The following is a 25854-nucleotide window of genomic DNA, read 5'->3' as shown; positions in this document are numbered from 1 at the left end:
TTATGTACCGAAAACGCCAGCGCAAGCCCTCTATTACGAGCAGACAGCATCAAGACGGTGCAGGGTCGCGCCGCTGGCTTGTGCGCGTCTGCGCAGGCCAGAGCACACGCCGGCAAGTGTGGTCAAACAAGCCCGTTGCGAGACGAGCACGCGCTAGAGGTCCAGAGGTCGCAGGTTCAAATCCTGCCCCCGCTACCAAGTGCGAGAGGCCCTCACAGTCTGACTGTGAGGGCCTCTTGCATGTGCGCAACCATCTACGCGTTACCGCGCTGATCGCGGTAGATCCGCTCGCTCAGTCACGAGTCCTGGTTCGGAGGGAGCACACAAGGGCTAAGTCGCTGTCGTTGGCCGAGTTGCGAACGGTGGCGACCAGAGCCTCGAACCGTAGGGGGCTTCGGCGCCCGACCTGCTTTCGACGTCACGGGACGACATGGCGCCCGCCTCGGTGCTCGTCGGGGGCTCGTGCTTAGGTTCTGCCCGCACGTCAACGCAAGAGGGAGCGCTCATGTCCAAGAAGAAGGTCGATCCGATCAAGGTCGAGGTCGACGAGGTCGGGTTATCGGTCCTCGGCTGGGAGATCAACAATTTCCAGGCGCGCCTCCTGACTAACGACTACGGCGACGTCGCATTCCATGAGGTCGCGACGTCCATGGAGCTCCGCTTTCATCCTGATGACTGGGAGGTACGGCACAGCGGACGCTCCGACTACGTCCCCGACCTCATCTGGCAGATCCGGTCGCGCAGCCTCGGTGCGCTCTCGCCGTACAGCTGGGCGTCGACGATCTACAAGCCCAAGGAACTCCGCGCGCCCAAGCTCGCATCCGAGACGAGCAGGACGTGGGAGGAGCGCCGTCCACACGACCCGAACGATCTTTACGTGTGGGTTGGTGCATACGACTGGACTGAGTGTGACTCTCGCGCAGAGCCGTCCGCACGGTGGCAGGACGTCGAGCATGAATTCGTGGACCACCGCACCCTGAAGGGGGTCGGATCCGAGGTCACCGAGATCAGCACGCGCATCGAGGACGAGCGATTGACTGTCACGCTGCGGATGATCCACCCGATCGGATCCATCGAAGACCTGATGACCGCTGGCCACGACTACGAAGAATGGGCAGTCGACCTCGACCGCGGACCGGAGGAGCAGGACGAGTTCGAAGTTCCAGGGCCTGACGTCATCATTCAGCTCTTTGACGAGACCGGCTTCCTCCTCGACAGCCGTGAGAACGAGCGAATCGGCCATATCTCGGTCGGGAAGGGTGGCCAGCGACCTACTCGTCCGCCGTCATCAGTGACGGTCACCAACTTCGACCTCGATGACCTCGCTGGCAAGGTAGCGCGGATCGTCGTGCGGCTCCAGGACCCGACGTCGTGACCCGCCTCATCGACGATGTTTCGTCTCTCCGTGCCCAACTGATCCGCGAGCACGCCCAGGCGCCGGGGTTGTTCCGCGAGATGGCGCAGGTCGAAAACCTGCTCGCAGAGACCTACCGCTCGCGAGTTTTGTACGAGCTGCTTCAGAACTCGGACGACGCGGGATCGACGGTGGTCAAGGTCGACGTCGCTGGCCAGTCACTGAGTTGGACGAACGACGGGCGCCCTTTCGATGCGGCCGATATCGAGGCGCTCTGCCGCTCTGCCAGTTCGACAAAGCGCCGCGGCGGCGCATCCATCGGATATCGGGGAATCGGTTTCAAGGCCGTTGCAGCAGTCGCGAGTCGCGTCAAGGTGCGATCCGCCGGGGTGGCCCTCCACTTCGACCGAATAGCGGCTGCCAATGAGCTCGGGAGTAGCCCCGACGAGACTCCGCTCCTGCGTGTTCCAGCGATCGTTGAAACGTCGCCCGACGGACTTGGCTCTGAGTTCACGCTTCATCTCAATGAAGGTGCCGTGGATCAGCTGATCCTCGATCCCATCGCCTTGTTGTTCCTGCGGAATGTAGTGTCCGTCCAACTGACGCGGAACGGCCGAACTGAGACGATTGACTGCACACGACACCCTGGGCGAGTCGAACTGAGAGTTGACGGCCGCATGGCGTCCTTCCACAGAATCGCCGATGGTGACATCGAAGTGTTGATCCCTGCCGATCCTCAAGCAGAGAGCATGGCGGGTCGGCGAGGCCGCTTCTGCTGTTTTCTTCCCCTGGACGACGAGCTCAGCTTGCCAGTCATTGCCTCCGGCCCGGTCCTCACTGACCCGTCACGGACGCATGCCACGCTCGCGGATCTGGACACCCAGCGCGTGCTATCGAGCATCGGAGCCTTGGTCGGCCAGTTGCTGGTCGATGTGAAGGAGGACGCAAGCCAGCAGCTTTGGGAGCTCCTCGTTCAGGGCGAGGATCTCCGTGGCGTGGTCCTCGAAGGGAGCGGCTCTATTGGCGCCCGCGTGCTCACGGGAGCGAAGGCATGGCTCAATACCGCGGAGTGGCCGTTCTCGTTCAGCGAGGTGCCGCTTGAGGAGAGCGATGTTCAGAACGTGTTCCCGAACGGTGCGCCCATCGCTCTGTATCGCGAGTCTGTGGCCAGTGCGGCACGCAGCCTACGAACCGTCTTCGGTGCTCCCACCCTGCGGGCAGGAGACCTCGCCGCGACCGCCGACCCATCCCGACTCTCGGACGCAACCCGCACGCGGCTTGCCCGCCGACTGGTTGAGTCCGCCCGCGTAGAGGGTCGGAGTCTGACAGCGGCCGAGCAGGCCATCGTCGGAAAGTCCCCCGGCCCAGTCCCAGTGACGGCGCTTGGGCAGCCTGCAGATTCGAGCACAGCACCAGGTGCGGGAGCGACCGGCCACGTCGCCGAGTCGTTCTCTGGAGCGATTGCCCGCTGGCGGGCGGCGGAGATTGCGGTCATGGAGCACCTCAATCAACGCGGCTGGAAGCTTACTGACGTCTCACGCCAGAATGTCGGATATGACTTGGATGGACTCGCAGTCGACGGTCATCCAGTGCATGTCGAGGTCAAGAAGGTAGAGTCGAAGGACTCACGATTCGCTTTGACCAACAATGAGATGTCGGTCATGGTCGGCGCTTCGAGTCGCTACCTCCTCGCCATTGTTATCGGTGACGGTCCATCTGCACAGCTTGCGATCCTCGATCCTCTGTTGGACCAGGTTCCTCGCGAGCGCGTTTGCCGTCGGTGGGAGTGGGAGTACACAGACTGGAGTCGATTCGTCGAGTTGGTTTCCTAGGCCGGCCGGCGCGAGTCCCAGTCGTGTGCCTCGATCCGGACATGGACGACGGGTGGCAATTGCCAGGGCAGACGGCTACCACCACGGGGTAGTGGCAGCGATCAACGGGACGAGCGCAGAATTCCGCGTTCCCCCCGCTACAAAGTGCGAGAGGCCCTCACAGTCTGACTGTGAGGGCCTCTCGCATGTGTGCCCACCTGTCACCGGCGTCGCCGCTCCGGTCTCGCGTTCTTGGTCGCCCTGGAGCCGCTCAGGAGCCGGCGGCGGCTCGCGTCTCGAGCCCGGTCGACCCGGCCCCCGATGGCAGCACGCTGCCGCTTTCGGCTAGCCGCTGGTGCCATGGGAGCGCCTCGCTCAGGAGGTGGGCAGGAGGTGGGGCCCGGCGCGAGAGCAACGGCAAGCACCCCTCGGGTGCATCAATGGGCGACGTTGGCGAGGGTCATCCGTGGACTCGTCCTGCCGGGCGAGACCGTCGTCGGCACGTAGTCCATCGTGGCGAGGTTCCGAGCCGTGTCGACGAACTGCCGCACTGGGGGAGCGTCGACGTCGTGGCGCCAGGCGATCGCCAGCGGGGAGGGTGGGATGTCCTTGACCGGAACGAACGCGAGACCTGGGCGCTGGTAGTACCGCTGCGTGGACGCTTGGGTGAACGCGACGCCCCGGCCGGCCAGGATCGCCTCGAAGCACTCGTCCACCGACCCCACCTCAGCGCCCAGACGCACGTCGTACGATCCGCGGCTGTCGACAGCCAGCCAGAAGTTGCGCCAGTACTCTGGTGCCCGTCGTCCGACGAAGGGCTCGTCGATGACGTCCTCGACGGACACGAGCTCGCGGTCCGCGAGATCGGAGTCGGACGACACCACCAGGACGCGCGGCTCGACGAAGAGGGTCTCGATCGACAGCCAGTCCTGGACGAGGATGGGCGGCCGCACGAACGCGACGTCGCTCGTGCCCGACGCCAGGCCGACATACGGGTCGGCGAAGTCGTAGGCGCGCAACTCGACCTGGATGCGCGGGAAGCGGCGTTGGAAGGCCGCCAGGATCCGGGGCGTCAACTCGGCTGCGGCGTTCGCCTGGAAGCCGACGACGAGACTGCCGTCGACATTGCTGCGAGCCGCTTCGCGCGTCACCTGCTGAAGGCGTTCAGCGCTGGCGAGCAGCCGTGTGGCCTCCTCCAGGAGCACGACTCCGGCCGGCGTCAGCTCCACGTGCCGGCTGTCGCGCTCCAGCAGCTGCGCCCCGATCTGGTGCTCGAGCTTGCGGATCTGCACGCTCAGCGACGGCTGGCTCACGTGCAGCCGGGCCGCGGCGCGCCCGAAGTGCAGCTCCTCCGCTGTCGCGACGAAGTAGCGGAGGACGCGTAGGTCCGGCGGGTCGGCCATTCGTCGATGCTACGGGGGCGAGTCGGCGCAGGACCAATAGTTCTGGCCTATGGACGGTTCACCCACAGGTATTGGACGCACGTCACTCACCCGGGCTTCTCTGGTGACGCCCACCACAACGGTCGGCGATGCAGGAGCGCACCACGGCTCCCAGCGCTCAGAGAGAGGAACAGTCCCCATGACAACGGCGCCCACTGCCACTCGCGCCCCGGCCGAGTGGGCCGAGGCCTTCACCGAGGCCAACAACACCGATCCCGAGATCCAGGCCCACGGCAAGTACCTCACCACCACCTGGCTGCTCGACGCAGACGAGCACAGCTACGCGATCAAGCTGGAGTCCGGCACGGTCACCGACGTCACGGTCGACCCCGGCCCGCTGGACGTCCCGTACCAGTTCGCGATCCGGGCCGGTGTCGACACCTGGCGCGAGTTCGGGCAGCCGGTCCCCAAGCCGATGTTCCACGGCATCTGGGCCGCCTCCTTCCAGCGCGACATGCGCCTGGAGGGCGACGTCCTCGTCCTCATGCAGAACCTACGTTGCATCACGCGGCAGATCGAGCTGCTGCGCGTCATCGGCTCACCGGTCTGAGAAGGAGCACCACCACACATGAGCAAGATCTCCCCGGTCACCGGGCACTACGTCACGATCGAGGTCGACGGCCTCGAGTACAAGGTCTTCTACCTCGAGAACGGCTCCGGCCAGCCGCTGGTCTGCCAGCACACCGCCGGCGCCCACAACCACCAGTGGCGCGGGCTCCTCGAGGACGAGGAGATCACCGCCAACTATCGCGTGATCGCCTACGACCTCCCGCGCCACGGCAAGTCGGACCCGCCGGAGAACACCGAGTGGTGGAAGGAGGAGTACAAGCTCACCGCCGACCACTTCGTGAACTTCATCGTCGCCCTGTGCGACGCGCTCGAGCTCGAGGACCCGCTGTTCATGGGCTCGTCCTTCGGCGGCAACGTCGCCCTCCAGCTGGCCCTGCGTCACCCTGACCGCTTCGGCGGCGTGCTCTCGGTCGAGGGTGCCGACTACTCGCCGGGCTTCTACCTCGACTGGTGGCAGCACCCCCACGCCAACGCCGCACAGATCTGTGCCAGCGGCACGTGGGACTTGATGGCTCCTCAGTCCCCGGAGGCCGACCGATGGAAGACCTGGTTCTACTACTCCCAGGGTTCGGAAGCCTTCAAGGGCGACCTGCACTTCTACTCGGTCGACCACGATCTGCGTGGCCGCCTGCACGAGATCGAAGGTGACAAGTGCCCCGTGGTGATGATGACCGGCGAGTACGACTACCTCACCACGCCCGAGGACAGCGCGCGGACCGCCGGTGAGATCAAGAACGGGTCCTTCATCAACATGCCCGAGATCGGCCACTTCCCGATGAGCGAGAACCACGAGCGATTCCGCGTCCATCTGCTCGAGGCCCTCAACGCGCTGCAGAGCGTGAAGGCGAACGCCTGAGGCGTGCAGGCCTGACTTGCGTGTGGAACGGCCGGCGGGATCTCCCGCCGGCCGTTCACCGACGCGAACCAGCACGCGTCACCCCACCATCATGGAAGGACACAGCGTTGGAGCGGCATGCCAAGCCGATGTGGATCGCCGGAGCCCGAGCGACGGGTAGCCGGACCGACAGCATCTGCAGCCCCTACGACGGAGCCCATGTCGGCGATGTCATCCTCGCTGACCCCGATCACGTCGAACAGGCGGTCGCGGCCGCCCACCGGGCGCAGCGACCCCTCGCCCAGCTGCCTGCCTACCGGCGCGCCGACGCCCTCGAGCACGTGGCCCTCAGGTTGCGCGAGCGGCAGGAAGAGATGGCAGCCGTCATCGTCGCTGAGGGTGGTAAGCCGGTGAGGTGGGCGATGGCGGAGGTCGACCGGGCGGCCATCACCTTCCGCCTTGCGGCCGAGGAGGCCCGGCGGTGGTCAGGGGACCTGCAGCGTCTCGACACCGACCAAGCGGGGGAGGGGCGTCTGGCGCTGAACCGCAAGGTCCCTCGCGGCCCCGTGCTGGGGATCACCCCGTTCAACTTCCCGCTCAACCTGGTCGCCCACAAGGTCGCACCGGCGCTCGGGGTCGGAGCGCCGATCATCATCAAGCCAGCGCCGGCGACGCCGCTCACCGCGCTCGTCCTCGGCGAGCTGCTCGCCGAGACGGACCTGCCCGAAGGGTCGTGGTCGGTCATGCCGGTCCCCAACTCCGAGATGGATCCACTCGTGGCGGATCCGCGACTGCCCGTCATCTCCTTCACCGGGTCGGGCCCGGTCGGCTGGAGCATCCTCGATCGGGTGCCGCGCAAGCACGTCACCCTCGAGCTCGGCGGGAACGCGGCCGTCGTGGTGTGCGCCGACTGGAACACCGAGGCCGACCTGGAGCTGGCAGCGAGGCGGATCGCAGCGCTCGGCATGGGCAACGCCGGGCAGTCATGCATCTCCGTACAGCGCGTCATCGCCGACCGCTCGGTGTACGACCGCCTCCTCGACAAGATCACCGTGCACGTGCGCGGCGAGGTGCTGGGCGACCCACGCAACGCAACAACAACGGTCGGACCCATGATCACCGAGGCCGCCGCCGAACGTGCGCAGGCCTGGGTGCGGGAGGCGGCGACAGCAGGGGCCACCATCGTCACCGGTGGCGACCGAGATCGTGCGCTGCTGACCCCCACCGTGCTGACCAATGTCCCGGGTGACGCGAAGGTCAACCGCGACGAGGTGTTCGCACCGGTGCTCACCGTCACGGCGGTCGACAGCGAGCAGGAGGCGTTCGGCGTCGTCAATGACTCCGCCTTCGGGCTGCACGCCGGCGTCTTCACCCACGACCTCGCCACAGCCTTCCGCGCACACCGCGAGCTGCAGGTCGGAGGCGTCATCGTCGGTGACGTCCCTACGTACCGGGCCGAACAGATGCCGTACGGAGGGATCAAGCAGTCCGGTGTGGGCCGCGAAGGCGTCCGGTTCGCCATGGACGACCTGACCTATGACCGCTCTCTCGTCCTGACCGCCATCGAGCTCTGAACGGCTGGATCCAGCAGGCCAGGCGGTACGTAGACGCTCGCGCCGAGCTCGAGGAACTCGCGCGACTTCGCGGCCATGCCGTCGGCGGCCCGGTCGCCGAACCGGTCGCGGACGTCCTGGCTGATCCGCATCGAGCAGAACTTCGGACCGCACATCGAGCAGAAGTGCGCGGTCTTGGCGTTCTCGGCGGGCAGCGTCTGGTCGTGGAAGGCCTCGGCGGTCACGGGGTCCAGCGCGAGCGCGAACTGGTCGTGCCAGCGGAACTCGAAGCGGGCCTGGGAGAGGGCGTCGTCCCAGGCGCGCGCTCCCGGGTGTCCCTTGGCGACGTCGGCGGCGTGGGCCGCGAGCTTGTAGGTGATGACGCCCGTCTTGACGTCGTCCCGGTCGGGGAGGCCGAGGTGCTCCTTGGGGGTGACGTAGCAGAGCATGGCCGTGCCGTGCATCGCGATGGTGGCGGCGCCGATCGCGGAGGTGATGTGGTCGTAGCCGGGCGCGACGTCGGTGGCCAGCGGCCCGAGGGTGTAGAACGGCGCGCCGTGGCACCACTCCTGCTGCAGCCGCACGTTCTCCTCGACCAGGTGGAGCGGCACGTGGCCGGGCCCCTCGACCATGACCTGGACGTCGTGGGCCCACGCCCGTTCGGTGAGCTCGGCCAGGGTCCGCAGCTCGCCGAGCTGGGCCTCGTCGTTGGCGTCGGCGACCGAGCCGGGGCGCAGCCCGTCGCCGAGGGAGAAGCTGACGTCGTACCTGGCGAAGATCTCGCAGAGCTCGTCGAAGTGGGTGTAGAGGAAGTTCTCCTGGTGGTGGGCCAGGCACCAGGAGGCCATGATCGAGCCGCCGCGGGACACGATGCCGGTGACCCGGTCGGCGGTCAGGGGGACGTAGCGCAGCAGCACGCCGGCGTGGATCGTCATGTAGTCGACGCCCTGCTCGGCCTGCTCGATGACGGTGTCGCGGAACACCTCCCAGGTCAGCTTGTCGGCTTCGCCGTCGACCTTCTCCAGCGCCTGGTAGATGGGGACGGTGCCGATCGGGACGGGGGAGTTGCGCAGGATCCACTCCCGGGTGGTGTGGATGTCGTCGCCCGTGGAGAGGTCCATGACGGTGTCGGCGCCCCAGGTGACCGCGTGGGTGAGCTTGTCGACCTCCTCGGCGATGCTGCTGGTGACCGCGCTGTTGCCGATGTTGGCGTTGATCTTCACCAGGAAGCGACGCCCGATGATCATCGGCTCGGACTCCGGGTGGTTGACGTTGGCGGGGATGATCGCCCGGCCGGCGGCGAGCTCGCTGCGCACGAGCTCGACGTCGCAGCCCTCGCGCTCGGCGACGAAGCGCATCTCCTCGGTGACCAGGCCGCGGCGGGCGTAGTGCATCTGGGTCACGGTCCGGCCCGCCGCCGCACGCCGCGGCGCGCGGCGGGTGCCGGTCCACGCCTGCCGGGCGGCACCGCGCCGCAGCGCGGCCCTGCCGTTGTCGCGCAGGTCGGTCTCGCGGCCGTCGTAGCCGACGGTGTCGGCGCGTCCGGCGATCCAGGCGCCGCGCCGGTCCGGCAGGCCGACCTCGGGGTCGGAGCCGGGGCCGGCGGTCGTGTACCGGTCGAACGTCTCGCCGTTGGTCAGCTGGACGCGGGCGACCGGCACCCGCAGGTCTCCGGTCTCGACCCGGCTGTGGGAGGGGTGGATCTGCTGGTCCTGGGTCATGCGGGGGCTCCTTCGTTGGTGGTGTGGGCGATCGGGCCGCGGCCGCGGCCGAGGTTCCAGTGCCGGCCGCGCCGCAGCTGGCCGGCGGTGAACGCGCCGGCGAGCCGGGTGGCGTCGGGGAGCTCGCGTCCGTGCGCGAGGTGGGCGGCGAGGGCGGCGCTGAAGGTGCAGCCCGTGCCGTGGTCGTTGGCGGTGTCGACCGGGTCGTGGGCGATGGTCGCGGTCGACCCGTCCGGGTGGACCAGCACGTCGACGGCGGTCTCGCTGCCGGTGCGGACACAGGGGACCGGCAGCGGTCCGAGGACGGTGGCTTCGTGGGTGTTGGGTGTCACGACGGTCGCCCCGGGGAGCAGGGCGTCGAGATACGCCGCCACGACGGAGTCGTCGGCGAGCCGTGCTCCCGTCGTGGCGCGCAGGACCGGGTCCACCACCAGCGGCAGGCCGTGGCACCGGTCCGCGACGAGCCGCACCACGGCCGGGTCGCCCAGCATGCCGGTCTTGACCGCCGCGACGGGGAGGTCGCCGAGGACGGCGTTGAGCTGCGCCGCCACCACCTCGGGCGGCACCCGGTGGATCGCGTGCATCCCGAGGGTGTCCTGAGCGGTCACCGCGGTGACGACGCAGGCGCCGTGGACGCCGAGCGCGGCGAAGGTGGCCAGGTCCGCGGCGACGCCGGCGCCGCCCCCGGAGTCCGTCGCGGCGATCGTCAGCACGACCGGCGGCGTCACCGGACCGCCTCCAGCAGGCGTCGTACGACGGTCTCCGGGGCGCCGGACCGCATCACCGCGCCCATCACCGCGACGCCGTACGCCCCGGCGCCGACCAGCTCGGCGGCGTTGGACTCGCTGACCCCGCCGAGGGCGTAGACCGGGATCTCGTGGCCCCGCAGCTCGGTCGGGGGCAGGGCCGGTCCGTACCCGGGCTTGGACGCACTCGGTGCGAACGGGCCGAGGGTCGCGTACGCGCTGCCCTCGGCGGCGGCCTCCTCGACGTCGCGGCGGGAGTGGCACGAGCGGCCCAGGCCGGTCCCGGCCGCGCCCGCGGGCAGGTGGGTGCCGATCGCGGCGGGCACCGGCCGGTGCGCGGCGATCACGGCCGCACCGACCCTCGTCAGGGCCGCGGCGAGCGCGGCCCGCTGCCCGTCGGGCAGGTCGAGCTCACGCAGGACGACATGGGTCAGCCCCGCCCGCAGACAGCTGTCGACCGTGCTGAGCAGGCTGCGGCCGAGCGGCAGCTGGGCACGGTCGGTCACCACCAGGAGGCGCGGGAGCCGGGACTGCTGCGCGGTCATGCGGTGCGTCCCTCCATCGGGCTGGACGCCCGGGCGACCGCCAGCCGGGGCACGCGTCCGGCGCGGCGGGCGGCGAGCCCGGCCTCGACGCCGAGGCGCAGTGCGCGGGCCATCGTGGGCGGGTCGTCGGCGCGGGTGATGGCGGTGGCGGCGAGCACCGCGGCGCAGCCGAGCTCCATGGCCAGGGCCGCGTCGGAGGCGGTGCCGAGGCCCGCGTCGAGCACGACCGGCACCTCCACCGCGGCCACGACGGCCTCGATCGCGTGCGGATTGAGGATCCCGAGACCGGAACCGATGGGGGAGCCCAGCGGCATCACGGCGGCACAGCCGACGTCGGCCAGGCGGCGGGCGAGGACGGGATCGTCCGTGGTGTACGGCAGCACGATGAACCCGCGGCGCACCAGCTGCTCCGCGGCCTCGAGCAGCTCGACCGCGTCGGGCAGCAGGGACGTCTCGTCACCGATGACCTCGAGCTTCACCCAGTCGGTCCCCAGGGCCTCTCGGGCGAGCTCGGCGGTGAGCACCGCCTCGCGCGCCGAGAGGCAGCCGGCGGTGTTCGGCAGCAGGCGGGTGCCGGCCTCGCGGAGCAGGGCCAGCAGGCTGCCGTCGGACGTGGCGGAGGTGCGGCGCATCGACACCGTGACCAAGCCCGGGCGCGCCGCGGCGAGGACCGCCGGCAGCAGCGCGGTCGCCGGGAGCCCGCCGGTGCCCAGCCAGAGCCGGGAGGTGAGCCGGTGGCCGGCGACCTGGAGGCCCCCGTCGTCGTGCTCGTGCACGTGGTTCCTCGCCCGCTCAGCCACCCTGCACCGCCGTGACGATCTCGACCCGGTCACCGGGACGGACCCGGTGCTCCTCCCAGGCGCTGCGCCGGACGACCGTCTCGTTCACGGCGACCGCGACACCCGGCGGGCGTCGGTGACCGAGAGCGGTCTCGACGAGGTCGGCGAGGGTCGGCGCGTCGCCGACCTCGCACGGTGATCCGTTGACGGTCACGGTCATGAGGACCCTCCTGGGTGCTGGGTGGCGAACCTGCGGGGGTCGAGGCCGGGCTCGACGTGCCCGGTCTCGAGGTGGTCGGCGACCAGCCGCGCCGTCAGCGGTGCGAGCAGCACGCCGTGCCGGAAGTGCCCCGTCGCGAGCACGACCCCCGGCTCGCCGGACGGGCCGACGAGGGGGAGGTTGTCGGCCGTCCCCGGACGGTCTCGCGCCGTGGCCTCGACGAGCACCGCCCGGTCGATCGCGGGCAGCACCCGGCGAGCGTCGTCGAGCAGTCGCCACACGCCGCCGGCGGTCACCACGGGGGGCGCGTCGTGCTCCTCCTGGGTCGCGCCGACGACCACCTCGCCGTGCGCGCGGGGCACGAGGTAGACCGGCCGGCCCTGGACCAGGGCGCGGACCGGGTGCCCGGGCAGGTCGACTGCGTCGACCCGCAGTCGCAGGATCTCGCCGCGGACGGCGCGCTCCCCGCGCACGGAGGGCAGCGACGAACCCGTCGCCAGGACCGTCACCTCGGGTCGGCCGGAGGGACCGCCGGAGGGACCGGCGGCCGGGGCGGGGGTCACCGGCACCCGGGCGAGCAGCGCCGCGACGACCGCGCGGGGATCGACGCTGTGGTCGTCGGGCAGCCACGCTCCGCCGGTCACCCGGCCCAGGCCGGGCTCGCGCCGCAGCAGCTCGCGCCGATTCAGCATCGTCGCGGCGTCGCCCTGCTGCACGGCCAGGCCGACCTGGCGCTCGACCTGCTGGAGGTCGCCCGCGTCGGCGGCGGTGAGGATCGTCCCGGACCGCAGCGGCACGCCCAGCCGCTCGGCGTACGCCGGCCACAACCGCGCCGATGCCCGGCCCAGGGCGTGCAACCGCTCCTCGCCGTGCCACAGCTCCCCGACCGGGCTGACCATCCCGGCCGCGGCGTACGACGCACCCGACCCCGGCGCCGGGTCGACGACCTCCACCCGGTGGCCCCGGCGCAGCAGCTCCTCGGCGACCGCGAGGCCGACGATGCCGGCGCCCCGCACCCGGACCCGCATCAGCGCACCGCCTCGGCGAGCTCCTTCGCCGCCCGCACCGGATCGGGACTTCGCCAGATCGAGCCGATCACCGCCACGCCGTGCGCGCCGGCCGCCCGCACCCGGGCCGCGCGGCCCGCGTTGATCCCACCGATCGCGACCAGCGGGAGCACGCCCGCCGCAGCCGCGACCGCGGCGACCCCCAGCGGCTCCGGCAGCCCGGCCTTGGACCCGGAGCCGAAGACCGGCCCGAAGCCGACGTAGTCCGCCCCGTCGGCGCACGCGGCGGTGACGGCGTCCGGCGTCCGGCAGGTGGTGCCGATCAGCAGGTGCGGCGCCATCCGGCGGGCCGCGCGCACCGGGAGGTCGTCGGCGCCCAGGTGCACACCGTCCGCGTCGGCGGCCAGCGCGACGTCGACCCGGTCGTCGACCGTCACCACCGCGCCGCCCACCGCTTCGCGAACCGCCCGGGCCAGCGCGATCAGCCCCCGCGTCGTCGTGTGCTTGTCCCGGACCTGGAAGCCGTCGACCCCCGCGGTGGCCAGGGCCGGCAGGAGGGCGAGGTCGTCATCGCCCGACACCAGGCAGAACATGCGCGGCAACGTGTGCACGGGGTGCTCCTTCGCTTCCTTCGCCGGTATGAGCCGGATCAGGTTCGACGGTCGGAGCGGCTACAGCTCCCTCTCAGCCCGCTGCCGCGGACTCCCGTGGGTGGATGCCGACGACCCTAGCGCAACCGCGGCTGCGTCGGAGATGGACACCCGACGGGGTCGCCGCCCGGTGTCGTAGGCTGCCCCTGCCAGTCGACCTCCACCCGTGGAGGCAGGGAACCCGGTGAGACGCCGGGACTGACGCGCAGCGGTATGGGTGACGGGCGAGGCACGACGCCACTGGGGAGACCTGGGAAGGCGCCTCGCTCCGAACGATCCCGAGTCCGAAGACCTGCTGGCCCCCGTGGCAACCGCCGCGAGGTCGGAGGAGGATCCCGCGACAGGGTCCCTGGCCAGACAGGTACCGCCAGTGACAGGCTCCCGCACCCGCACCGACCGGTGCCCCGGCGCCCTCCGCCCGTGGGAGGCGGCCGACGGCCTGCTGGTGCGACTCCGGCTCGTCGGCGGCCGGGTGTCCGCGCAGGCGTTGCGGTCCCTCGTCGAGGTGGCGGCCGACCACGGCGACGGCCGCGTCCACGTGACCTCCCGAGCGAACCTGCAGGTGCGGGCGCTGCCGGGTGCCGACGGTCGCCTGGACCCGAGCGTCCTCGCCGCCCTCGAGCGCACGGGACTGCTCCCCACGCGCACCCACGAGCGGGTCCGCAACGTCATGGTGTCGCCGCAGACCGGCCTGGCCGGGGGGCTCGCCGACCTGCGCCCCGTCGCCGCGCAGCTCGACGAGAGGCTGTGCGCGGACCCGGACCTGGCCACCTTGCCGGGCCGCTTCCTGTTCGTGCTCGACGACGGGCGCGGCGACCTCGTGTCGCACACCTGCGACCTCGGGGCCGTGGTGCTCGACCCTCGCGCCGCCCAGCTGCGGGTCGGCCGGCGGTGGGGACCGGTCGTGCCGCTGGGTGAGGCGGCCGCGCGGATCGCCGAGCTCGCGCACGAGTTCGTCGTACGACGGGGGCGCGGACCGACCGCGCCCTGGCACGTCGAGGAGCTTCGGGCGCCGCTGACCACGGTCACCGAGCCCGACCGCCGGCTCCCCGACGAGCAGGGTCCGCTGCCCTACGGCGCGGTGCCCGGTGGCCGCCACGTCGAGGTCCCCGCCGCGGGCCTCGACCGCCACGACGTCCGCCGGATCACCGCCGACGTCGACCACGTGATCGTGACGCCCTGGCGCGGCGTCCTCGTCCCGGAGGAGGCTCGATGAGCAGGCCGTCCAGACCGTCCAGACCGCCACGACGCTACGACTACGTCGACTCGGGGCCGGCGATCTACGTCGACTCGTTCGCCACGATCCGCCGCGAGGCGGACCTCAGTGCGGTGCCCGCCGACGCGGAGCGGCTGGCGGTCCGGATGATCCACGGCAGCGGGCAGGTCGACCTCGCCGAGGACCTGGTCGTCCACCCGCGGGTGGTCGCCGCCGCGCGGGAGGCGCTGGAGGCCGGGGCGCCGATCCTGTGCGACGCCACCATGGTCGCCACCGGGGTCACCCGCAGCCGGCTCCCGAGGGACAACGACGTGGTCTGCCTGCTCAACGACCCCCGGGTGGCGGACCTGGCGCGTGCGTGGGGGACCACCCGCACGGCCGCCGCGGTCTCGCTGTGGGAGCCGCGCCTGGCGGGCGCCGTCGTTGCGATCGGCAACGCGCCGACGGCGCTGTTCCACCTGCTCGAGATGGTCCTGGCGGGCGCGCCGCGGCCGGCGGCGATCGTCGGCTGCCCGGTCGGGTTCATCGGCGCCGCCGAGTCCAAGCTGGCGCTCGTCGACCTCGCCGCCGAGCACGGCGTCGACATCCCGTACGTCACGGTCCGGGGCCGCCGCGGCGGCTCGGCGATGACCTCGTCCGCGCTCAACGCCCTCGCCCAGGAGGCAGAATGACCGGCCGCTTCACCGTCGTCGGCGTCGGGCCGGGCGACCCCGAGCTGATCACGCTCAAGGCGGCCAGGCTCGTCGGCGCCGCCGCGGTCGTCGCCTACCACGCGGGGGTCGGCAAGCAGTCCCACGCCCGCCGGATCGCGGGCCCGCTGATCCCGCCCGGCGCGATCGAGGAGGAGCTGCGCTACCCGGTCACCACGGGCACCACCGACCATCCCGGCGGGTACGTCGGCGCGCTGGCCGAGTTCTACGAGGCCTGCGCGCTCCGGCTGGCCGCCCACCTCGACGCCGGGCGCGACGTGGTCCTCCTCGCCGAGGGCGACCCGCTCTTCTACGGCTCGTCGATGTACCTCCACGACCGGTTCAAGGGCGTCTACGACACCGAGGTGGTCCCGGGCGTGCCCGCCTTCGCCGCTGCGACCGCCGCGATCGCGGAGCCCCTGGTCCGCCAGACCGACGTCCTCACCGTCCTGCCCGGCACCCTGCCCGAGCCCGAGCTCGCGCGCCGGCTGGCCGACACGGACGCGGCGATCATCATGAAGCTCGGGCGCACGTTCCCGGCGGTGCGGTCCGCCCTCGCGCAGGCGGGGCGGCTCGAGGGCGCTTGGTACGTCGAGCGGGCCTCGCAGGCCGACGAGCGCTGGCTGCCGGTCGCCGACGTCGACCCGGGGTCCGTGCCGTACTTCTCGCTGATCGTCCTGCCCGGCGACACCGGCCACCGGCCGGGCGCGGCGCGGCTCCGCGAGCGGAGGTACGAGCCGGTCGAGCGTGCGTCGACGTCCCGCCCTCCGGCGGCCGAGCTGCTGGTCGTCGGCCTCGGGCCCGGGCCCGGGGCCTGGCTGACCCCGGAGGCGACGGCCGCGCTGGAGGAGGTCGACCACGTCGTCGGCTACGGCCCGTACGTCGCCCGGGTGCCCCAGCGCGAGGGCCTCACGCGGCACGCCTCGGGCAACACCGTCGAGGTGGAGCGGGCCCGCCTCGCGCTCGACCTGGCCCAGGCCGGGGAGCGGGTCGCCGTCGTGTCCGGCGGCGACGCGGGGGTCTTCGGCATGGCGGCCGCGGTGTTCGAGGCGGCCGAGGACCCGGCGTACGCCGACGTGCGGGTCCGGGTTCTGCCCGGCGTCAGCGCCGTCCAGGCGGTCGCCGCCCGGGCGGGGGCGCCGATCGGCGCCGACTTCGCGGTCGTGAGCCTCTCCGACCGGCTCAAGCCGTGGGCGGTCGTGGAGCGGCGGCTGCGCGCGATCGCCGAGGCCGACCTGGTGCTCGCGATCTACAACCCCGCGTCCCGCTCCCGCACCGGGCAGGTCGCGACGGCGCAGCGGGTCCTGCTCGAGCACCGCAAGCCCGACACCGTGGTGGTGGTCGGCCGCGACGTCGGCCGGGCCGAGGAGTCGCTGGCCGTCACGACGCTCGGCGAGCTGGACCCGTCGACGATCGACATGAAGTGCCTGTTGATCGTCGGGGCGGAGAGCACCCGGGTGAGCCCCGCGGGCGTCTGGACGCCCCGGTTCGTGGAGGGGGCCGGATGACGGTGCACTTCGTCGGCGCCGGGCCGGGCGCGGCCGACCTGCTGACGGTCCGGGCCACCCGCCTCCTCGCCGCGGCGGACCTGGTCCTCTACCCCGGGACCTACCTCGACCCCGGCGTCCTCACGCACGTGAGCCCCGCCGCGGAGCTGGTCGACACCCAGGACCTCGACCTGGACCGGATCACTGCGCGGCTGGTCGACGCCGACCGCGCCGGTCTCGACGTCGTGCGGCTGGCCTCCGGCGACCTGTCGGTCTACTCGGCCCTGGCCGAGCAGACCCGCCGCCTCGACACGGCCGGCGTGCTGTGGGACGTCACCCCGGGGGTCCCGGCGTACGCCGCCGCGGCCGCGGCCGTCGGGCGGGAGCTCACGGTCCCGCTGGTCGCGCAGTCGGTGGTCCTGACGCGGACGCAGGCGCGGTCGACGGCGATGCCCGCGACGGAGTCGCTCGCCGCGTTCGCCGCGACCCGCGCCACGCTGGTGCTCCACCTCGCGATCACGCGGACCCGGGCGCTGATGGCCGAGCTCGAGCCGGAGTACGGCGCCGACTGCCCGGTCGTGGTCGTCCACCGCGCCAGCCAGCCCGGCGAGCTGGTCCTGCGCGGCACCGTCGGCACGATCGCCGACGCCGTGGCGGCCGCCGGGCTGCGCCAGGCCGCGGTGATCCTGGTCGGCCGCGCGCTCGATCCCGGCTCGGGTGGGGAGTCCTACCTCTACGACGCCGCGCGCGAGCGGGGAGGGGATCGATGAGCGGCAGCGCGGCGCACGCCGCGTCGCTCTACGACGTCATCAACCGGCGGCGGGACACCCGCCGGGAGTTCACGGGGGCGGCCGTGGACCCCACGGTGCTGCAGCGCGTGCTCTCGGCCGCCCACTGCGCGCCGAGCGTCGGGATGAGCCAGCCGTGGGACTTCGTGCTCGTGCGCGAGCCCGAGACGCTCGCCGCCTTCGCCGCGCACGTGGCCGAGGAGCGGGACGCCTTCGCCGCCACGCTGTCCGGCGAGCGGGCCGAGACGTTCGGCCGCATCAAGATCGAGGGGATCCGCGAGTCGGGGCTCGGCGTCGTGGTCGGGTACGACGCGACCCGCGGGGGACCGCACGTGCTCGGCCGCCACGCCATCGCCGACGCGGGCCTCTACTCGGTCGTCTGCGCGATCCAGAACCTGTGGCTGGCCGCCACCGCCGAGGGGCTCGGCGTGGGCTGGGTCAGCTTCTACCGCGAGGAGGCCCTGCGCGAGCTCGTCGGCATGCCGGCGCACGTCCGCCCGGTCGCCTGGCTGTGCGTCGGTGCGGTCGACCGGCTGCCGGAGGTCCCGGACCTCGAGCGCTTCGGGTGGCGCCACCGCTCGCCCCTGGCCGACGTGCTCCACGAGGAGCGGTACGGCGTCAGCGGGTCAGCGCCCACTGGGTGACGGCCCGCGCCGGCGTCCAGCCGGTGAAGGAGCCGATCGGCGCCGCCGTCTCGATCGAGGTGCGGGTCAGCTCCCCACCGTGCTCGGCGTGGCACCGACCCAGCAGCTGCTCGGTCTCCAGGGTGACGCCGTGGACGACCAGGCGCCCGCCGGGGCGCAGGGCCGCCAGGCAGGCGTCGAGCACGCCGTCGACCGTCGCGCCGCCGCCGACGAAGACCGCGTCGGGCGCGCGCAGGCCGGCGAGCGCCTGCGGCGCACGTCCGACGACGACCTGCAGCCCCGGCACGCCCAGCCGGGACGCGTTGCGGCCGATCCGCTCGGCGCGCTGCGCGTCGCCCTCGATCGCGGTGGCGGTGCAGGTCGCGTGCGCGCGCATCCACTCGATCCCGACCGACCCGGCGCCGGCGCCGACGTCCCACAGGTGCTCGCCGGGCACCGGCGCGAGCCGCGCCAGCGCCGCGGCGCGCAGGTCGCGCTTGGTGAGCTGGCCGTCGTGCTCGAACGCGGTGTCGGGCAGGCCCGGCGTCCAGCCGCCGAGGTGCGGTCCCGCGCACTCCAGCGCGACGACGTTGAGACGCGACACCGCCAGCTCCTGCTCCCGCACGCTGGCCGCCGGGCCGAGCCGGTGCACCCGGGACCGGTCGGTGCCGAGGTCGCCGAGGACCGTGACCGTCGAGCTTCCGTAGCCAGCCTCCACCAGCACGTCGACCAGCCGGCCCGGGGTGTGCTCGTCGGAGGACAGCACCAGGATCCGGCGGCCGGGCGCGAGCTCGCGCCGCACCAGCGCGACGTCCCGCCCGACGACGCTGACCACCGCGTGGCTCTCGGCCGGCCAGCGCATCGCGGCGCGGGCCAGCGCCACCGACGAGACCGCCGGCAGCACGTCGACCCGCTCGGCCCCGAGCAGGTCGACCAGTGTCGTCGCGATCCCCGAGAGCAGCGGGTCGCCGGAGGCCAGGGCGACGACCGGGAGGCCGCCGTGCTGCGCCAGCAGGTCCGCGGTGCCGGCGCGCAACGGGGCCGGCCAGGCCCGTCGGAGCTGGCCCGGGACGTCCGGCAGCAGGTCGAGTTGCCGCCGGCCCCCGAGGACGAGCCCGGCGTGCTCGACGACCCGCCGCGCCTCGGCGGCCAGCGCACCGTCCGCGCCGATGCCGACCACGGTGACGTGCGGCCCGGGCGTCTCGTCAGGTGAGGAGGGGCTGGTGTCCGGCACGGGGCGTGACGCTATCGTGCGGTCCAGGCACGAGGTGCCCCAACGGCCCAGCCATCGGAAACGGTGAGGACGGTCGGCGGGGAGAATCTGGGAAGCCGGTGAGATTCCGGCACAGGCCCGCTGCGGTGAACCGAGCCTCTCTCCATCCCGGAGGGGGGACCCGGCAAGTCCGAAGACCGGCCCCGCGCCCGACCATTCCGAATGGCGAACTGAGCGGGAGCCTCACCGTGCCACTGTCGTACCCCTTTTCCGCGGTCCTCGGCTGCGAGCTCGACGCCCTCGACGACCTGGGGCTGGCCCTGGTCCTGACGGCCGTCTCCCCGGACATCGGCGGCGTGCTGGTCCGGGGCGAGAAGGGCACCGCGAAGTCGACGACGGTGCGGGCGCTGGCCGCCGTGCTGCCCCCGATCGAGGCGTACGCCGCCGACCGGTTCTCGATCGACCCGGCCGACCCGTCGGCGTCGTCGCCCGACGGACCGTTCCCCGACGACGCCGAGACGGTGACCCGGCCGGTGCGGCTCGTCGAGCTGCCCGTCGGCGCCACCGAGGACCGGGTGCTCGGGTCGCTGCACCTCGAGCGGGCCCTCGCGCACGGCAAGGTGGAGTACGAGCCCGGGCTGCTCGCCCGCGCCCACCGCGGCGTCCTCTACGTCGACGAGGTCAACCTCCTGCACGACCACCTGGTCGACCTGCTCCTGGACGCCGCGGCGATGGGCCGCGTCAGTGTCGAGCGGGACGGCGTCTCGGTGGAGCACGCGTCCCGGTTCGTGCTGATCGGCACCATGAACCCCGAGGAGGGGGAGCTGCGACCGCAGCTCCTCGACCGGTTCGGGCTGACGGTGGAGGTCGCCGCCCCGCGCGACCCGGCGCTGCGGGCCGAGGTGGTCCGCCGCCGGATGGCGTACGACCTCGATCCCGCGGGGTTCGTCGCCCGCTTCCGCAGCGCGGAGCGGGCGCTCACCGAGCGGATCGAGTCCGCGCGGGAGCGGGTCGCGAAGGTCCGCCTCGGGGACCCGGCGCTGCTGAAGGTCGCCGAGGTCTGCGCGGCGTTCGAGGTCGACGGCCTGCGCGCCGACATCGTCACCGCCCGTACCGCGGTCGCGCACGCCGCCTGGCAGGGCCGCGACGAGGTCACCCGCGCCGACATCCGCCGCGCCGCGCTGCTCGCCCTGCCGCACCGGCGCCGGCGCAACCCCTTCGACGCGCCCGGTCTCGACGAGGAGCTGCTCGACCGGGTCCTCGGCGACGACGAGCTGCCGCCCGAGCCGCCCGAGGGCCCGGCGCCGCCCGACGGCCCGGAGCCACCCGGCCGCGACGACGCCGAGCCACCGGCCCCGGGGTCGTCGGACGGGGAGGAGCCCGCGCCGACCCCCGCCGATCCCCTCGAGGGGGCGCCCGTGCCTCCGGGGCCCGGGCCGTCGTCCGGCCAGACCGTCGCCGCAGGAGCGCCCTACCGGCCCCGGTTGCTGAAGGTGCAGGGCCTCGGCGACGGCGTCGCCGGCCGCCGCAGCCGGGCGATCTCCACGACCGGGCGACGGGTCGGCGCCCGCCGGCCGGGCGGCGCGGCCGGCTCGCTCCACCTCGTCGAGACGCTGCTGGCCGCGGCCGGCAGGCAGCCGGGACGACCGCGCACCGGGACCCGGGTCGAGCTGCGTCCGGAGGACCTCAGGACCGCCGTCCGGGAGGGACGCGAGGCCAACCTGGTGCTCTTCTGCGTCGACGCGTCCGGCTCGATGGCGGCGCGCAGGCGGATGACCCAGGTCAAGACCGCGATCCTCTCGCTCCTCCTCGACGCCTATCGCCGCCGCGACAAGGTCGGCCTGATCACCTTCCGCGGCCAGGTCGCCGAGCTGGTGCTCCCGCCGACCCACTCGGTCGACATCGCCGCCGCCCGTCTCGAGGAGCTTCCCGCGGGCGGCCGCACGCCGCTCGCGGAGGGGCTGCTCGAGGCGGCGCGCGTGCTGGTCCGCGAGCGGCTCCGCGACCCCCGACTGCGACCGCTGCTCGTCGTCGTCACCGACGGGCGCGCCACCGGCGGCCGGGACGCCGTCGTCCGCGCCCAGCAGGCGGCCGAGCACGTCGCCGCCCTCGGCGTCACGGCCGTCGTCGTCGACGGCGAGACCGGCCCGCTGCGGCTCGGCCTCGCGGTCGAGCTGGCCGCCCGGCTGCGCGCCGAGCACCTGCCGGTCGCCGAGCTCAGCGCGGAGACGCTCGCGGCGACGGTGCACAGCCACACCCACCCCGTGAACGGAGCCGCCTGATGCCGCAGGGCCAGCCCGCCGCCGTACCCGACGACGGCCTCACCACCCGGCAGCGCCGCAACCGGCCGCTGCTGGTCGTCCACACCGGCGACGGCAAGGGCAAGTCCACCGCCGCGTTCGGCCTCGCGCTGCGCGGCTGGAACCAGGGCTGGCGGATCGGGGTCTTCCAGTTCGTGAAGTCCGCGAAGTGGCGGATCGGCGAGCAGACCGTGCTCGAGCGGCTCGGCCGGCTCCACGACGAGACCGGCGAGGGCGGCCCGGTCGAGTGGCACAAGATGGGCTCCGGGTGGTCCTGGACCCGCAAGCAGGGCGACGCCGAGGACCACCGGGCGGCGGCCCAGGAGGGCTGGCGCGAGGTCGAGCGCCGGCTGGCAGCGGAGTCGCACGACCTGCTGGTCCTCGACGAGTTCACCTACCCGATGACGTGGGGCTGGGTCGACGTCGACGAGGTCGTGGCGGCGCTGACGCGCCGGCCCGGGCACCAGCACGTGGTCATCACCGGCCGCGGCGCCGACCCGCGGCTCGTGGCGGCCGCCGACCTGGTCACCGAGATGACCAAGACCAAGCACCCCATGGACGTGGGCCAGAAGGGCCAGCGAGGCATCGAGTGGTGACGCTGCCGCGCCTCGTCGTCGCGGCGCCCTCGACCGGCCAGGGCAAGACCACCGTCGCCACCGGCCTGATGGCGGCGTTCCGGGCGGCCGGCCACCGGGTCAGCGGCCACAAGGTCGGCCCCGACTACATCGACCCCGGCTACCACGCCCTCGCGACGGGGCGGCCCGGTCGCAACCTCGACCCGCACCTGGTCGGCGAGGAGCGGATCGTCCCGCTCCTGCTGCACGCCGCCGCGACACCGACCCCGGCCGACGTCGCGGTGGTCGAGGGGGTCATGGGCCTGCACGACGGCCGGCTCGGCACCGACGGCTTCGCCTCCACGGCGCACGTCGCCACCCTCACGGCGACCCCCGTCGTGCTCGTCCTCGACGTCGCGCGGCTGTCCCGCTCCGCCGGCGCGATCGCCGCCGGCATGGCCGGCTACGACCCGGCCGTCACGGTCGCGGGCGTGGTGCTCAACCGGGCCGGGTCGGACCGGAACACCGCCGAGGTGGCCCGCTCCCTCGAGCGCACCGGCCTGCCGGTCCTCGGCGTCCTGCCGCGCGACGACCGCCTCGCCGCCCCGTCCCGCCACCTCGGCCTGGTGCCCGCCGCCGAGCGCCCCGCGTCGGCCCGGACGGTCGAGCTCCTGGGCGAGCAGGTCGCCCGCCACCTCGACCTCGGCGCGCTGCTGGACGTGGCGCGTACGGCGCCCGCCCTCGACGCGGAGCCCTGGGACCCGTCGGCGGAGGTCCGGCCCCCGTCGACCCGGCGCCCGGTCGTCGCCGTGGCCGGCGGGCGCGCCTTCACGTTCCGCTACGCGGAGACCGAGGAGCTGCTGCGCGCCGCCGGCTGCGACGTCGTCCCCTTCGACCCCCTCACCGAGACCCTGCCCGCCGACACCTGCGGCATCTACCTCGGCGGCGGGTTCCCGGAGGTGTACGCCGCCGAGCTGGCCGCCAACACCCGGCTGCTCGGCGAGCTCCGCGAGGCCGTGGCCGCGGGCGTGCCGACGGTGGCGGAGTGCGCCGGCCTGCTCTACCTGGCCCGGTCGCTGGACGCGCACCCGATGGCCGGGGCCGTGCCCGCCGACGCCGCCATGGCCGCTCGCCTCACGCTGCGCTACCCGGAGGCGGTGGCCCCGGCCGACACGCTGCTGACCCGCGTGGGGGAGCGGGTCACCGGCCACGAGTTCCACCGCACCCGCACGACGCCCGAGGCCGGCGGCGCGCCGGCGTGGGAGATCGACGGCGTCGCCACCGGGTTCGCGAGCGCGACCAGCCACGCGTCGTACCTCCACGTGCACTGGGCCGGCCACCCGCACCTCGCCCAGCGGTTCGCCGACGCGGTGCACGCGGCGCCGCGCCCGCCCGTGACACCGCACCGGCCCGCGCCGGTCGGCCGCCGCGTCGGCACCGCCGCCGCGCCGCCGGACGACCCGCTGCGCCACCACGGCGACGTGGAGACCGGCGACGGGCTCCTCGACTTCGCCGTGAACGTGTACGACGGGCCGCGGCCGGCCTGGCTCGACCGCGCGCTGCAGGACTCCCTGCAGGAGGCCGCCGCCTACCCGGACGCCGGCCCGGCCCGGGCCGCGCTGGCCCGGCACCACGGCCGGCGCCCGGAGGAGGTGCTGCCGACCGCCGGGGCCGCCGAGGCGTTCACCCTGGTCGCCCGACTCCGGCCGTGGCGGTGCCCCGTCGTCGTGCACCCCCAGTTCACCGAGCCGCACGCCGCGCTCGAGCAGGCCGGCCACGACGTCACCACCGTGCTGTGCCGTGCGGAGGACGGGTTCGCCCTCGACCCGGCCGCGGTCCCCGAGCACGCCGACCTCGTCGTGGTCGGCAACCCGACCAACCCCACCGGCGTCCTGCACCCCGCCGAGCGGGTGCGCGCTCTGCGGCGGCCCGGGCGCCTGGTGGTCGTCGACGAGGCGTTCATGGACACCGTGCCGGGCCAGACCGCCTCGCTGGCGGGGGAGGTGCTCGACGGACTGCTGGTGGTCCGCAGCCTGACCAAGCACTGGTCGATCCCCGGCATCCGGGCCGGCTACGTCGTCGGCGACCCGTCCGAGGTCGGGAGGCTGGCGGCCCTCCAGACGCCGTGGTCGGTGTCCACCCCGGCGATCGCCGCCATGGTGGCCTGCTCCGGCGCGGCCGCCACCGCCGCCGCAGGCGAGCGCGCCGCGACCCTCGCCGAGTGGCGGCACGTCCTCGAGGACGGCCTGCGCCGCAGAGGCATCCGGTTCGTGCCGTCGGCGGCCTCCTTCGTGGTCGCCAGGCTCGGCGACGGCGCGCACGCCGCCCTGCGCGAGCGCGGCGTCGCCGTCCGCCGTGCCGACACCTTCCCCGGGCTCGACGGGTCGTGGGTCCGGATCGCGGTGCGCCCACCCGCCCGCACCGCGGACCTCCTCGCCGCCCTCGACGCCGCCCTCGACGCCGCCCTCGACACCGCCCGCCCGCTCCAGTCCGACCACTGAAAGGCCAGCCCTCGTGCCCTACGTCTCCGCGCCCTCCGAGATCGCCCACGCCCACGCCGTCAAGCGGCTCGGCGCCCTCGCCACGCCACCGGGGGCGCTCGGCCGCCTCGGGGACCTCGCCGTCTGGGTGGCGACCTGCCAGGGCCAGGTGCCGCCCCGGGCCGTCGACCACGTCCGGCTGGTGATCTTCGCCGGCGATCACGGCGTGGCCGCCCACGCCGTGTCCGCCTTCCCGCCCGCGATCACCGGCGCGATGGTGCGCACGTTCCTGGCCGGCAAGGCGGGCGTCTCCGCGCTCGCCGCCGCGCACGGCGTGGCGGTGCGGGTGCTCGACCTGGGCGTCGACGAGGACTTCGGGGACCTCGACGAGGCCACCCGGGCGGCCCTGACCGCGCACAAGGTACGGCGGGGCAGCGGCGCGATCCACCTCGAGGACGCCCTCACCCCCGCGGAGACCCGGGCCGCGCTGGCCGCCGGTGCCGCCGTCGCGCGCGAGGAGATCGCGGCGGGCGCCCAGCTGCTCATCAGCGGCGACATGGGCATCGGCAACACCACGCCCGCCGCCGCGATGGTCGCCGCCGGGCTCGGCCTGCCCGCGGCCGAGGTCGTCGGCCGCGGGACCGGCGTCGACGACGCGGGGCTCGCGCGCAAGACGGCGGTCGTCGACGCCGCGCTACGCCGTGCCGGCGACCGCGCAGCCGACCCCGTCGAGACGCTGGCCGCGCTCGGCAGCGCCGACCTCGCGGCCGCCACCGGATACCTGCTCACCGCCGCCCAGGACGGCGTACCGGTCCTCCTCGACGGCCTGATGAGCGTCGCCTGCGCGCTGACCGCCGACCGCATCGAACCGGGCGCCGCCGCCTGGTACGCCGCCGGCCACCGCTCGACCGAGCCCGCCCAGGCGCTCGCCCTGGCCAAGATGGGCCTGGAGCCGGTCCTCGACCTCGGCCTGCGGCTCGGCGAGGGCTCCGGGGCCGTCGCGGCGGTGCCGGTCGTGCGGAGCGCCGCCGCGCTGCTGCGCGACGTCGCCCTCCTCTCCGAGCTCGTGCCCTGATGCCGCGGTCCCGCTCGCTCGGCCTGCTGCTCGGCTTCGCGGCCGACCGGCTGATGGGCGACCCCCGGCGCGGCCACCCCGTCGCGGGGTTCGGGCGGACCGCCGCCGCCCTCGAGCACCGCGTGTACGCCGACTCCCGCGCCCGTGGGCTCGTGCACGCCGGCGTCCTGGTGGGCGGGGCGGCCGCCGTCGGCGT

At 73.5% G+C, this 25854-nt stretch carries 24 protein-coding genes and 3 riboswitches; of the genes, 15 read left to right on the top strand and 9 right to left on the bottom strand.

The genetic code is table 11. The features are described 5' to 3' along the window. The first annotated feature begins 505 nt into the window (after positions 1-505). Together ABD086_RS03390 and ABD086_RS03385 are read left to right on the top strand one after the other, a co-directional pair. Positions 506-1375, top strand: a complete 870-nt coding sequence (locus ABD086_RS03390; RefSeq protein WP_343905654.1) for a hypothetical protein — start codon at positions 506-508, stop codon at positions 1373-1375. Next, positions 1372-3186: a protein NO VEIN domain-containing protein gene (locus tag ABD086_RS03385; RefSeq protein WP_343905653.1), complete on the top strand. Its 1815-nt coding sequence runs from the start codon at positions 1372-1374 to the stop codon at positions 3184-3186. The genes ABD086_RS03390 and ABD086_RS03385 overlap by 4 nt, the downstream gene beginning before the upstream one ends. 416 nt (positions 3187-3602) lie before the next feature. On the opposite strand, the gene ABD086_RS03380 is transcribed toward ABD086_RS03385, so the two are convergent. Next, complete coding sequence (locus ABD086_RS03380; RefSeq protein WP_343905651.1) at positions 3603-4568, bottom strand: LysR family transcriptional regulator; 966 nt, start codon at positions 4566-4568, stop codon at positions 3603-3605. 178 nt (positions 4569-4746) lie between these two features. On the opposite strand from ABD086_RS03380, the gene ABD086_RS03375 reads away from it, so the two are divergent. The 3 genes from ABD086_RS03375 to ABD086_RS03365 are packed head-to-tail and all read left to right on the top strand — an operon-like array spanning position 4747 to position 7586. Then, positions 4747-5157 carry a hypothetical protein gene (locus ABD086_RS03375; protein WP_343905649.1) on the top strand — a complete coding sequence of 137 codons (411 nt, stop codon included), beginning with the start codon at positions 4747-4749 and terminating at the stop codon, positions 5155-5157. A gap of 18 nt (positions 5158-5175) precedes the next feature. Then, a complete protein-coding gene (locus ABD086_RS03370) occupies positions 5176-6033 on the top strand; it encodes an alpha/beta fold hydrolase (RefSeq protein ID WP_343905647.1) in 858 nt (285 codons plus the stop codon). Positions 6034-6053: 20 nt separating this feature from the next. Further along, a complete protein-coding gene (locus tag ABD086_RS03365; protein ID WP_343905645.1) occupies positions 6054-7586 on the top strand; it encodes an aldehyde dehydrogenase family protein in 1533 nt (510 codons plus the stop codon). Here ABD086_RS03365 and thiC read toward each other — a convergent pair. The 7 genes from thiC to thiE form a co-directional block, all read right to left on the bottom strand. Continuing rightward, positions 7547-9286 carry a phosphomethylpyrimidine synthase ThiC gene (gene thiC, locus ABD086_RS03360; protein ID WP_343905643.1) on the bottom strand — a complete coding sequence of 580 codons (1740 nt, stop codon included), beginning with the start codon at positions 9284-9286 and terminating at the stop codon, positions 7547-7549. The genes ABD086_RS03365 and thiC overlap by 40 nt on opposite strands. Continuing rightward, positions 9283-10014, bottom strand: coding sequence for a bifunctional hydroxymethylpyrimidine kinase/phosphomethylpyrimidine kinase (gene thiD, locus ABD086_RS03355; protein ID WP_343905641.1), 732 nt, complete (start codon positions 10012-10014; stop codon positions 9283-9285). Before thiD ends, thiC begins: the two co-directional genes overlap by 4 nt. Then, positions 10011-10577, bottom strand: coding sequence for a thiamine phosphate synthase (locus ABD086_RS03350; protein WP_343905640.1), 567 nt, complete (start codon positions 10575-10577; stop codon positions 10011-10013). The genes thiD and ABD086_RS03350 overlap by 4 nt, the downstream gene beginning before the upstream one ends. Continuing rightward, entirely contained in the window at positions 10574-11353 is a 780-nt protein-coding gene (locus ABD086_RS03345) for a thiazole synthase (RefSeq protein WP_343905639.1), read from the bottom strand. Before ABD086_RS03345 ends, ABD086_RS03350 begins: the two co-directional genes overlap by 4 nt. 16 nt (positions 11354-11369) lie before the next feature. After that, the gene (gene thiS / locus ABD086_RS03340) at positions 11370-11576 is read right to left on the bottom strand and encodes a sulfur carrier protein ThiS (protein WP_343905637.1); all 207 of its coding nucleotides are present in this window, start codon (positions 11574-11576) and stop codon (positions 11370-11372) included. Beyond that, positions 11573-12604 (bottom strand): FAD-dependent oxidoreductase, encoded by a 1032-nt coding sequence (locus tag ABD086_RS03335; RefSeq protein WP_343905635.1) that lies wholly within the window; start codon positions 12602-12604, stop codon positions 11573-11575. Before ABD086_RS03335 ends, thiS begins: the two co-directional genes overlap by 4 nt. Beyond that, the gene (gene thiE, locus ABD086_RS03330) at positions 12604-13194 is read right to left on the bottom strand and encodes a thiamine phosphate synthase (protein ID WP_343905633.1); all 591 of its coding nucleotides are present in this window, start codon (positions 13192-13194) and stop codon (positions 12604-12606) included. Before thiE ends, ABD086_RS03335 begins: the two co-directional genes overlap by 1 nt. Next, positions 13193-13302: riboswitch (TPP riboswitch) on the bottom strand. It overlaps the preceding gene by 2 nt. Before the next feature lie 64 nt (positions 13303-13366). After that, positions 13367-13547, top strand: a riboswitch (cobalamin riboswitch). A gap of 56 nt (positions 13548-13603) precedes the next feature. On the opposite strand from thiE, the gene ABD086_RS03325 reads away from it, so the two are divergent. The 5 genes from ABD086_RS03325 to bluB are packed head-to-tail and all read left to right on the top strand — an operon-like array spanning position 13604 to position 18057. Continuing rightward, positions 13604-14449, top strand: a complete 846-nt coding sequence (locus ABD086_RS03325) for a nitrite reductase (protein ID WP_343905631.1) — start codon at positions 13604-13606, stop codon at positions 14447-14449. Continuing rightward, a complete protein-coding gene (locus ABD086_RS03320) occupies positions 14446-15120 on the top strand; it encodes a precorrin-8X methylmutase (RefSeq protein ID WP_343905629.1) in 675 nt (224 codons plus the stop codon). Before ABD086_RS03325 ends, ABD086_RS03320 begins: the two co-directional genes overlap by 4 nt. Beyond that, positions 15117-16646 carry a precorrin-3B C(17)-methyltransferase gene (gene cobJ / locus ABD086_RS03315; protein ID WP_343905627.1) on the top strand — a complete coding sequence of 510 codons (1530 nt, stop codon included), beginning with the start codon at positions 15117-15119 and terminating at the stop codon, positions 16644-16646. Before ABD086_RS03320 ends, cobJ begins: the two co-directional genes overlap by 4 nt. Continuing rightward, positions 16643-17395: a cobalt-precorrin-4/precorrin-4 C(11)-methyltransferase gene (locus tag ABD086_RS03310; protein WP_343905625.1), complete on the top strand. Its 753-nt coding sequence runs from the start codon at positions 16643-16645 to the stop codon at positions 17393-17395. Before cobJ ends, ABD086_RS03310 begins: the two co-directional genes overlap by 4 nt. Continuing rightward, complete coding sequence (gene bluB / locus ABD086_RS03305; protein WP_343905623.1) at positions 17392-18057, top strand: 5,6-dimethylbenzimidazole synthase; 666 nt, start codon at positions 17392-17394, stop codon at positions 18055-18057. Before ABD086_RS03310 ends, bluB begins: the two co-directional genes overlap by 4 nt. On the opposite strand, the gene cbiE is transcribed toward bluB, so the two are convergent. Then, complete coding sequence (cbiE, locus tag ABD086_RS03300) at positions 18032-19270, bottom strand: precorrin-6y C5,15-methyltransferase (decarboxylating) subunit CbiE (RefSeq protein WP_343905621.1); 1239 nt, start codon at positions 19268-19270, stop codon at positions 18032-18034. The two genes, bluB and cbiE, sit on opposite strands and share 26 nt — an antisense overlap. A 53-nt stretch (positions 19271-19323) precedes the next feature. After that, positions 19324-19467, top strand: a riboswitch (cobalamin riboswitch). Between the two features lie 30 nt (positions 19468-19497). On the opposite strand from cbiE, the gene ABD086_RS03295 reads away from it, so the two are divergent. The 5 genes from ABD086_RS03295 to ABD086_RS03275 all read left to right on the top strand — a co-directional run. Then, complete coding sequence (locus ABD086_RS03295; RefSeq protein ID WP_343905619.1) at positions 19498-21531, top strand: VWA domain-containing protein; 2034 nt, start codon at positions 19498-19500, stop codon at positions 21529-21531. Next, a complete protein-coding gene (cobO, locus tag ABD086_RS03290) occupies positions 21531-22145 on the top strand; it encodes a cob(I)yrinic acid a,c-diamide adenosyltransferase (RefSeq protein WP_343905617.1) in 615 nt (204 codons plus the stop codon). The genes ABD086_RS03295 and cobO overlap by 1 nt, the downstream gene beginning before the upstream one ends. Further along, positions 22142-24604 (top strand): bifunctional hydrogenobyrinic acid a,c-diamide synthase/histidinol phosphate aminotransferase CobBC, encoded by a 2463-nt coding sequence (gene cobBC, locus ABD086_RS03285; protein WP_343905615.1) that lies wholly within the window; start codon positions 22142-22144, stop codon positions 24602-24604. Before cobO ends, cobBC begins: the two co-directional genes overlap by 4 nt. 13 nt (positions 24605-24617) lie before the next feature. After that, positions 24618-25658 carry a nicotinate-nucleotide--dimethylbenzimidazole phosphoribosyltransferase gene (gene cobT / locus ABD086_RS03280; RefSeq protein WP_343905613.1) on the top strand — a complete coding sequence of 347 codons (1041 nt, stop codon included), beginning with the start codon at positions 24618-24620 and terminating at the stop codon, positions 25656-25658. After that, positions 25658-25854 (top strand): cobalamin biosynthesis protein (locus tag ABD086_RS03275; RefSeq protein WP_343905611.1); only part of this gene is annotated, 197 nt, incomplete at its 3' end. The genes cobT and ABD086_RS03275, both read left to right, overlap by 1 nt.

Origin of the sequence: Nocardioides aquiterrae, assembly GCF_039526625.1 — a bacterium.
GTDB lineage: Bacteria > Actinomycetota > Actinomycetes > Propionibacteriales > Nocardioidaceae > Nocardioides > Nocardioides aquiterrae.
Note: the sequence above shows the minus strand (reverse complement) of the source record. Positions and strands in the feature narration are given on the sequence as shown.

Excerpts from the sequence above, each read along its gene's own strand:
- ABD086_RS03390 (WP_343905654.1), top strand. The coding sequence starts at position 506 with ATGTCCAAGAAGAAGGTCGATCCGATCAAGGTCGAGGTCGACGAGGTC.
- ABD086_RS03380 (WP_343905651.1), bottom strand. The coding sequence starts at position 4,568 with ATGGCCGACCCGCCGGACCTACGCGTCCTCCGCTACTTCGTCGCGACA.
- ABD086_RS03375 (WP_343905649.1), top strand. The coding sequence starts at position 4,747 with ATGACAACGGCGCCCACTGCCACTCGCGCCCCGGCCGAGTGGGCCGAG.
- ABD086_RS03370 (WP_343905647.1), top strand. The coding sequence starts at position 5,176 with ATGAGCAAGATCTCCCCGGTCACCGGGCACTACGTCACGATCGAGGTC.
- thiC (WP_343905643.1), bottom strand. The coding sequence starts at position 9,286 with ATGACCCAGGACCAGCAGATCCACCCCTCCCACAGCCGGGTCGAGACC.
- ABD086_RS03350 (WP_343905640.1), bottom strand. The coding sequence starts at position 10,577 with ATGACCGCGCAGCAGTCCCGGCTCCCGCGCCTCCTGGTGGTGACCGAC.
- thiS (WP_343905637.1), bottom strand. The coding sequence starts at position 11,576 with ATGACCGTGACCGTCAACGGATCACCGTGCGAGGTCGGCGACGCGCCG.
- ABD086_RS03335 (WP_343905635.1), bottom strand. The coding sequence starts at position 12,604 with ATGCGGGTCCGGGTGCGGGGCGCCGGCATCGTCGGCCTCGCGGTCGCC.
- ABD086_RS03320 (WP_343905629.1), top strand. The coding sequence starts at position 14,446 with ATGAGCAGGCCGTCCAGACCGTCCAGACCGCCACGACGCTACGACTAC.
- cobJ (WP_343905627.1), top strand. The coding sequence starts at position 15,117 with ATGACCGGCCGCTTCACCGTCGTCGGCGTCGGGCCGGGCGACCCCGAG.
- ABD086_RS03310 (WP_343905625.1), top strand. The coding sequence starts at position 16,643 with ATGACGGTGCACTTCGTCGGCGCCGGGCCGGGCGCGGCCGACCTGCTG.
- bluB (WP_343905623.1), top strand. The coding sequence starts at position 17,392 with ATGAGCGGCAGCGCGGCGCACGCCGCGTCGCTCTACGACGTCATCAAC.
- cobO (WP_343905617.1), top strand. The coding sequence starts at position 21,531 with ATGCCGCAGGGCCAGCCCGCCGCCGTACCCGACGACGGCCTCACCACC.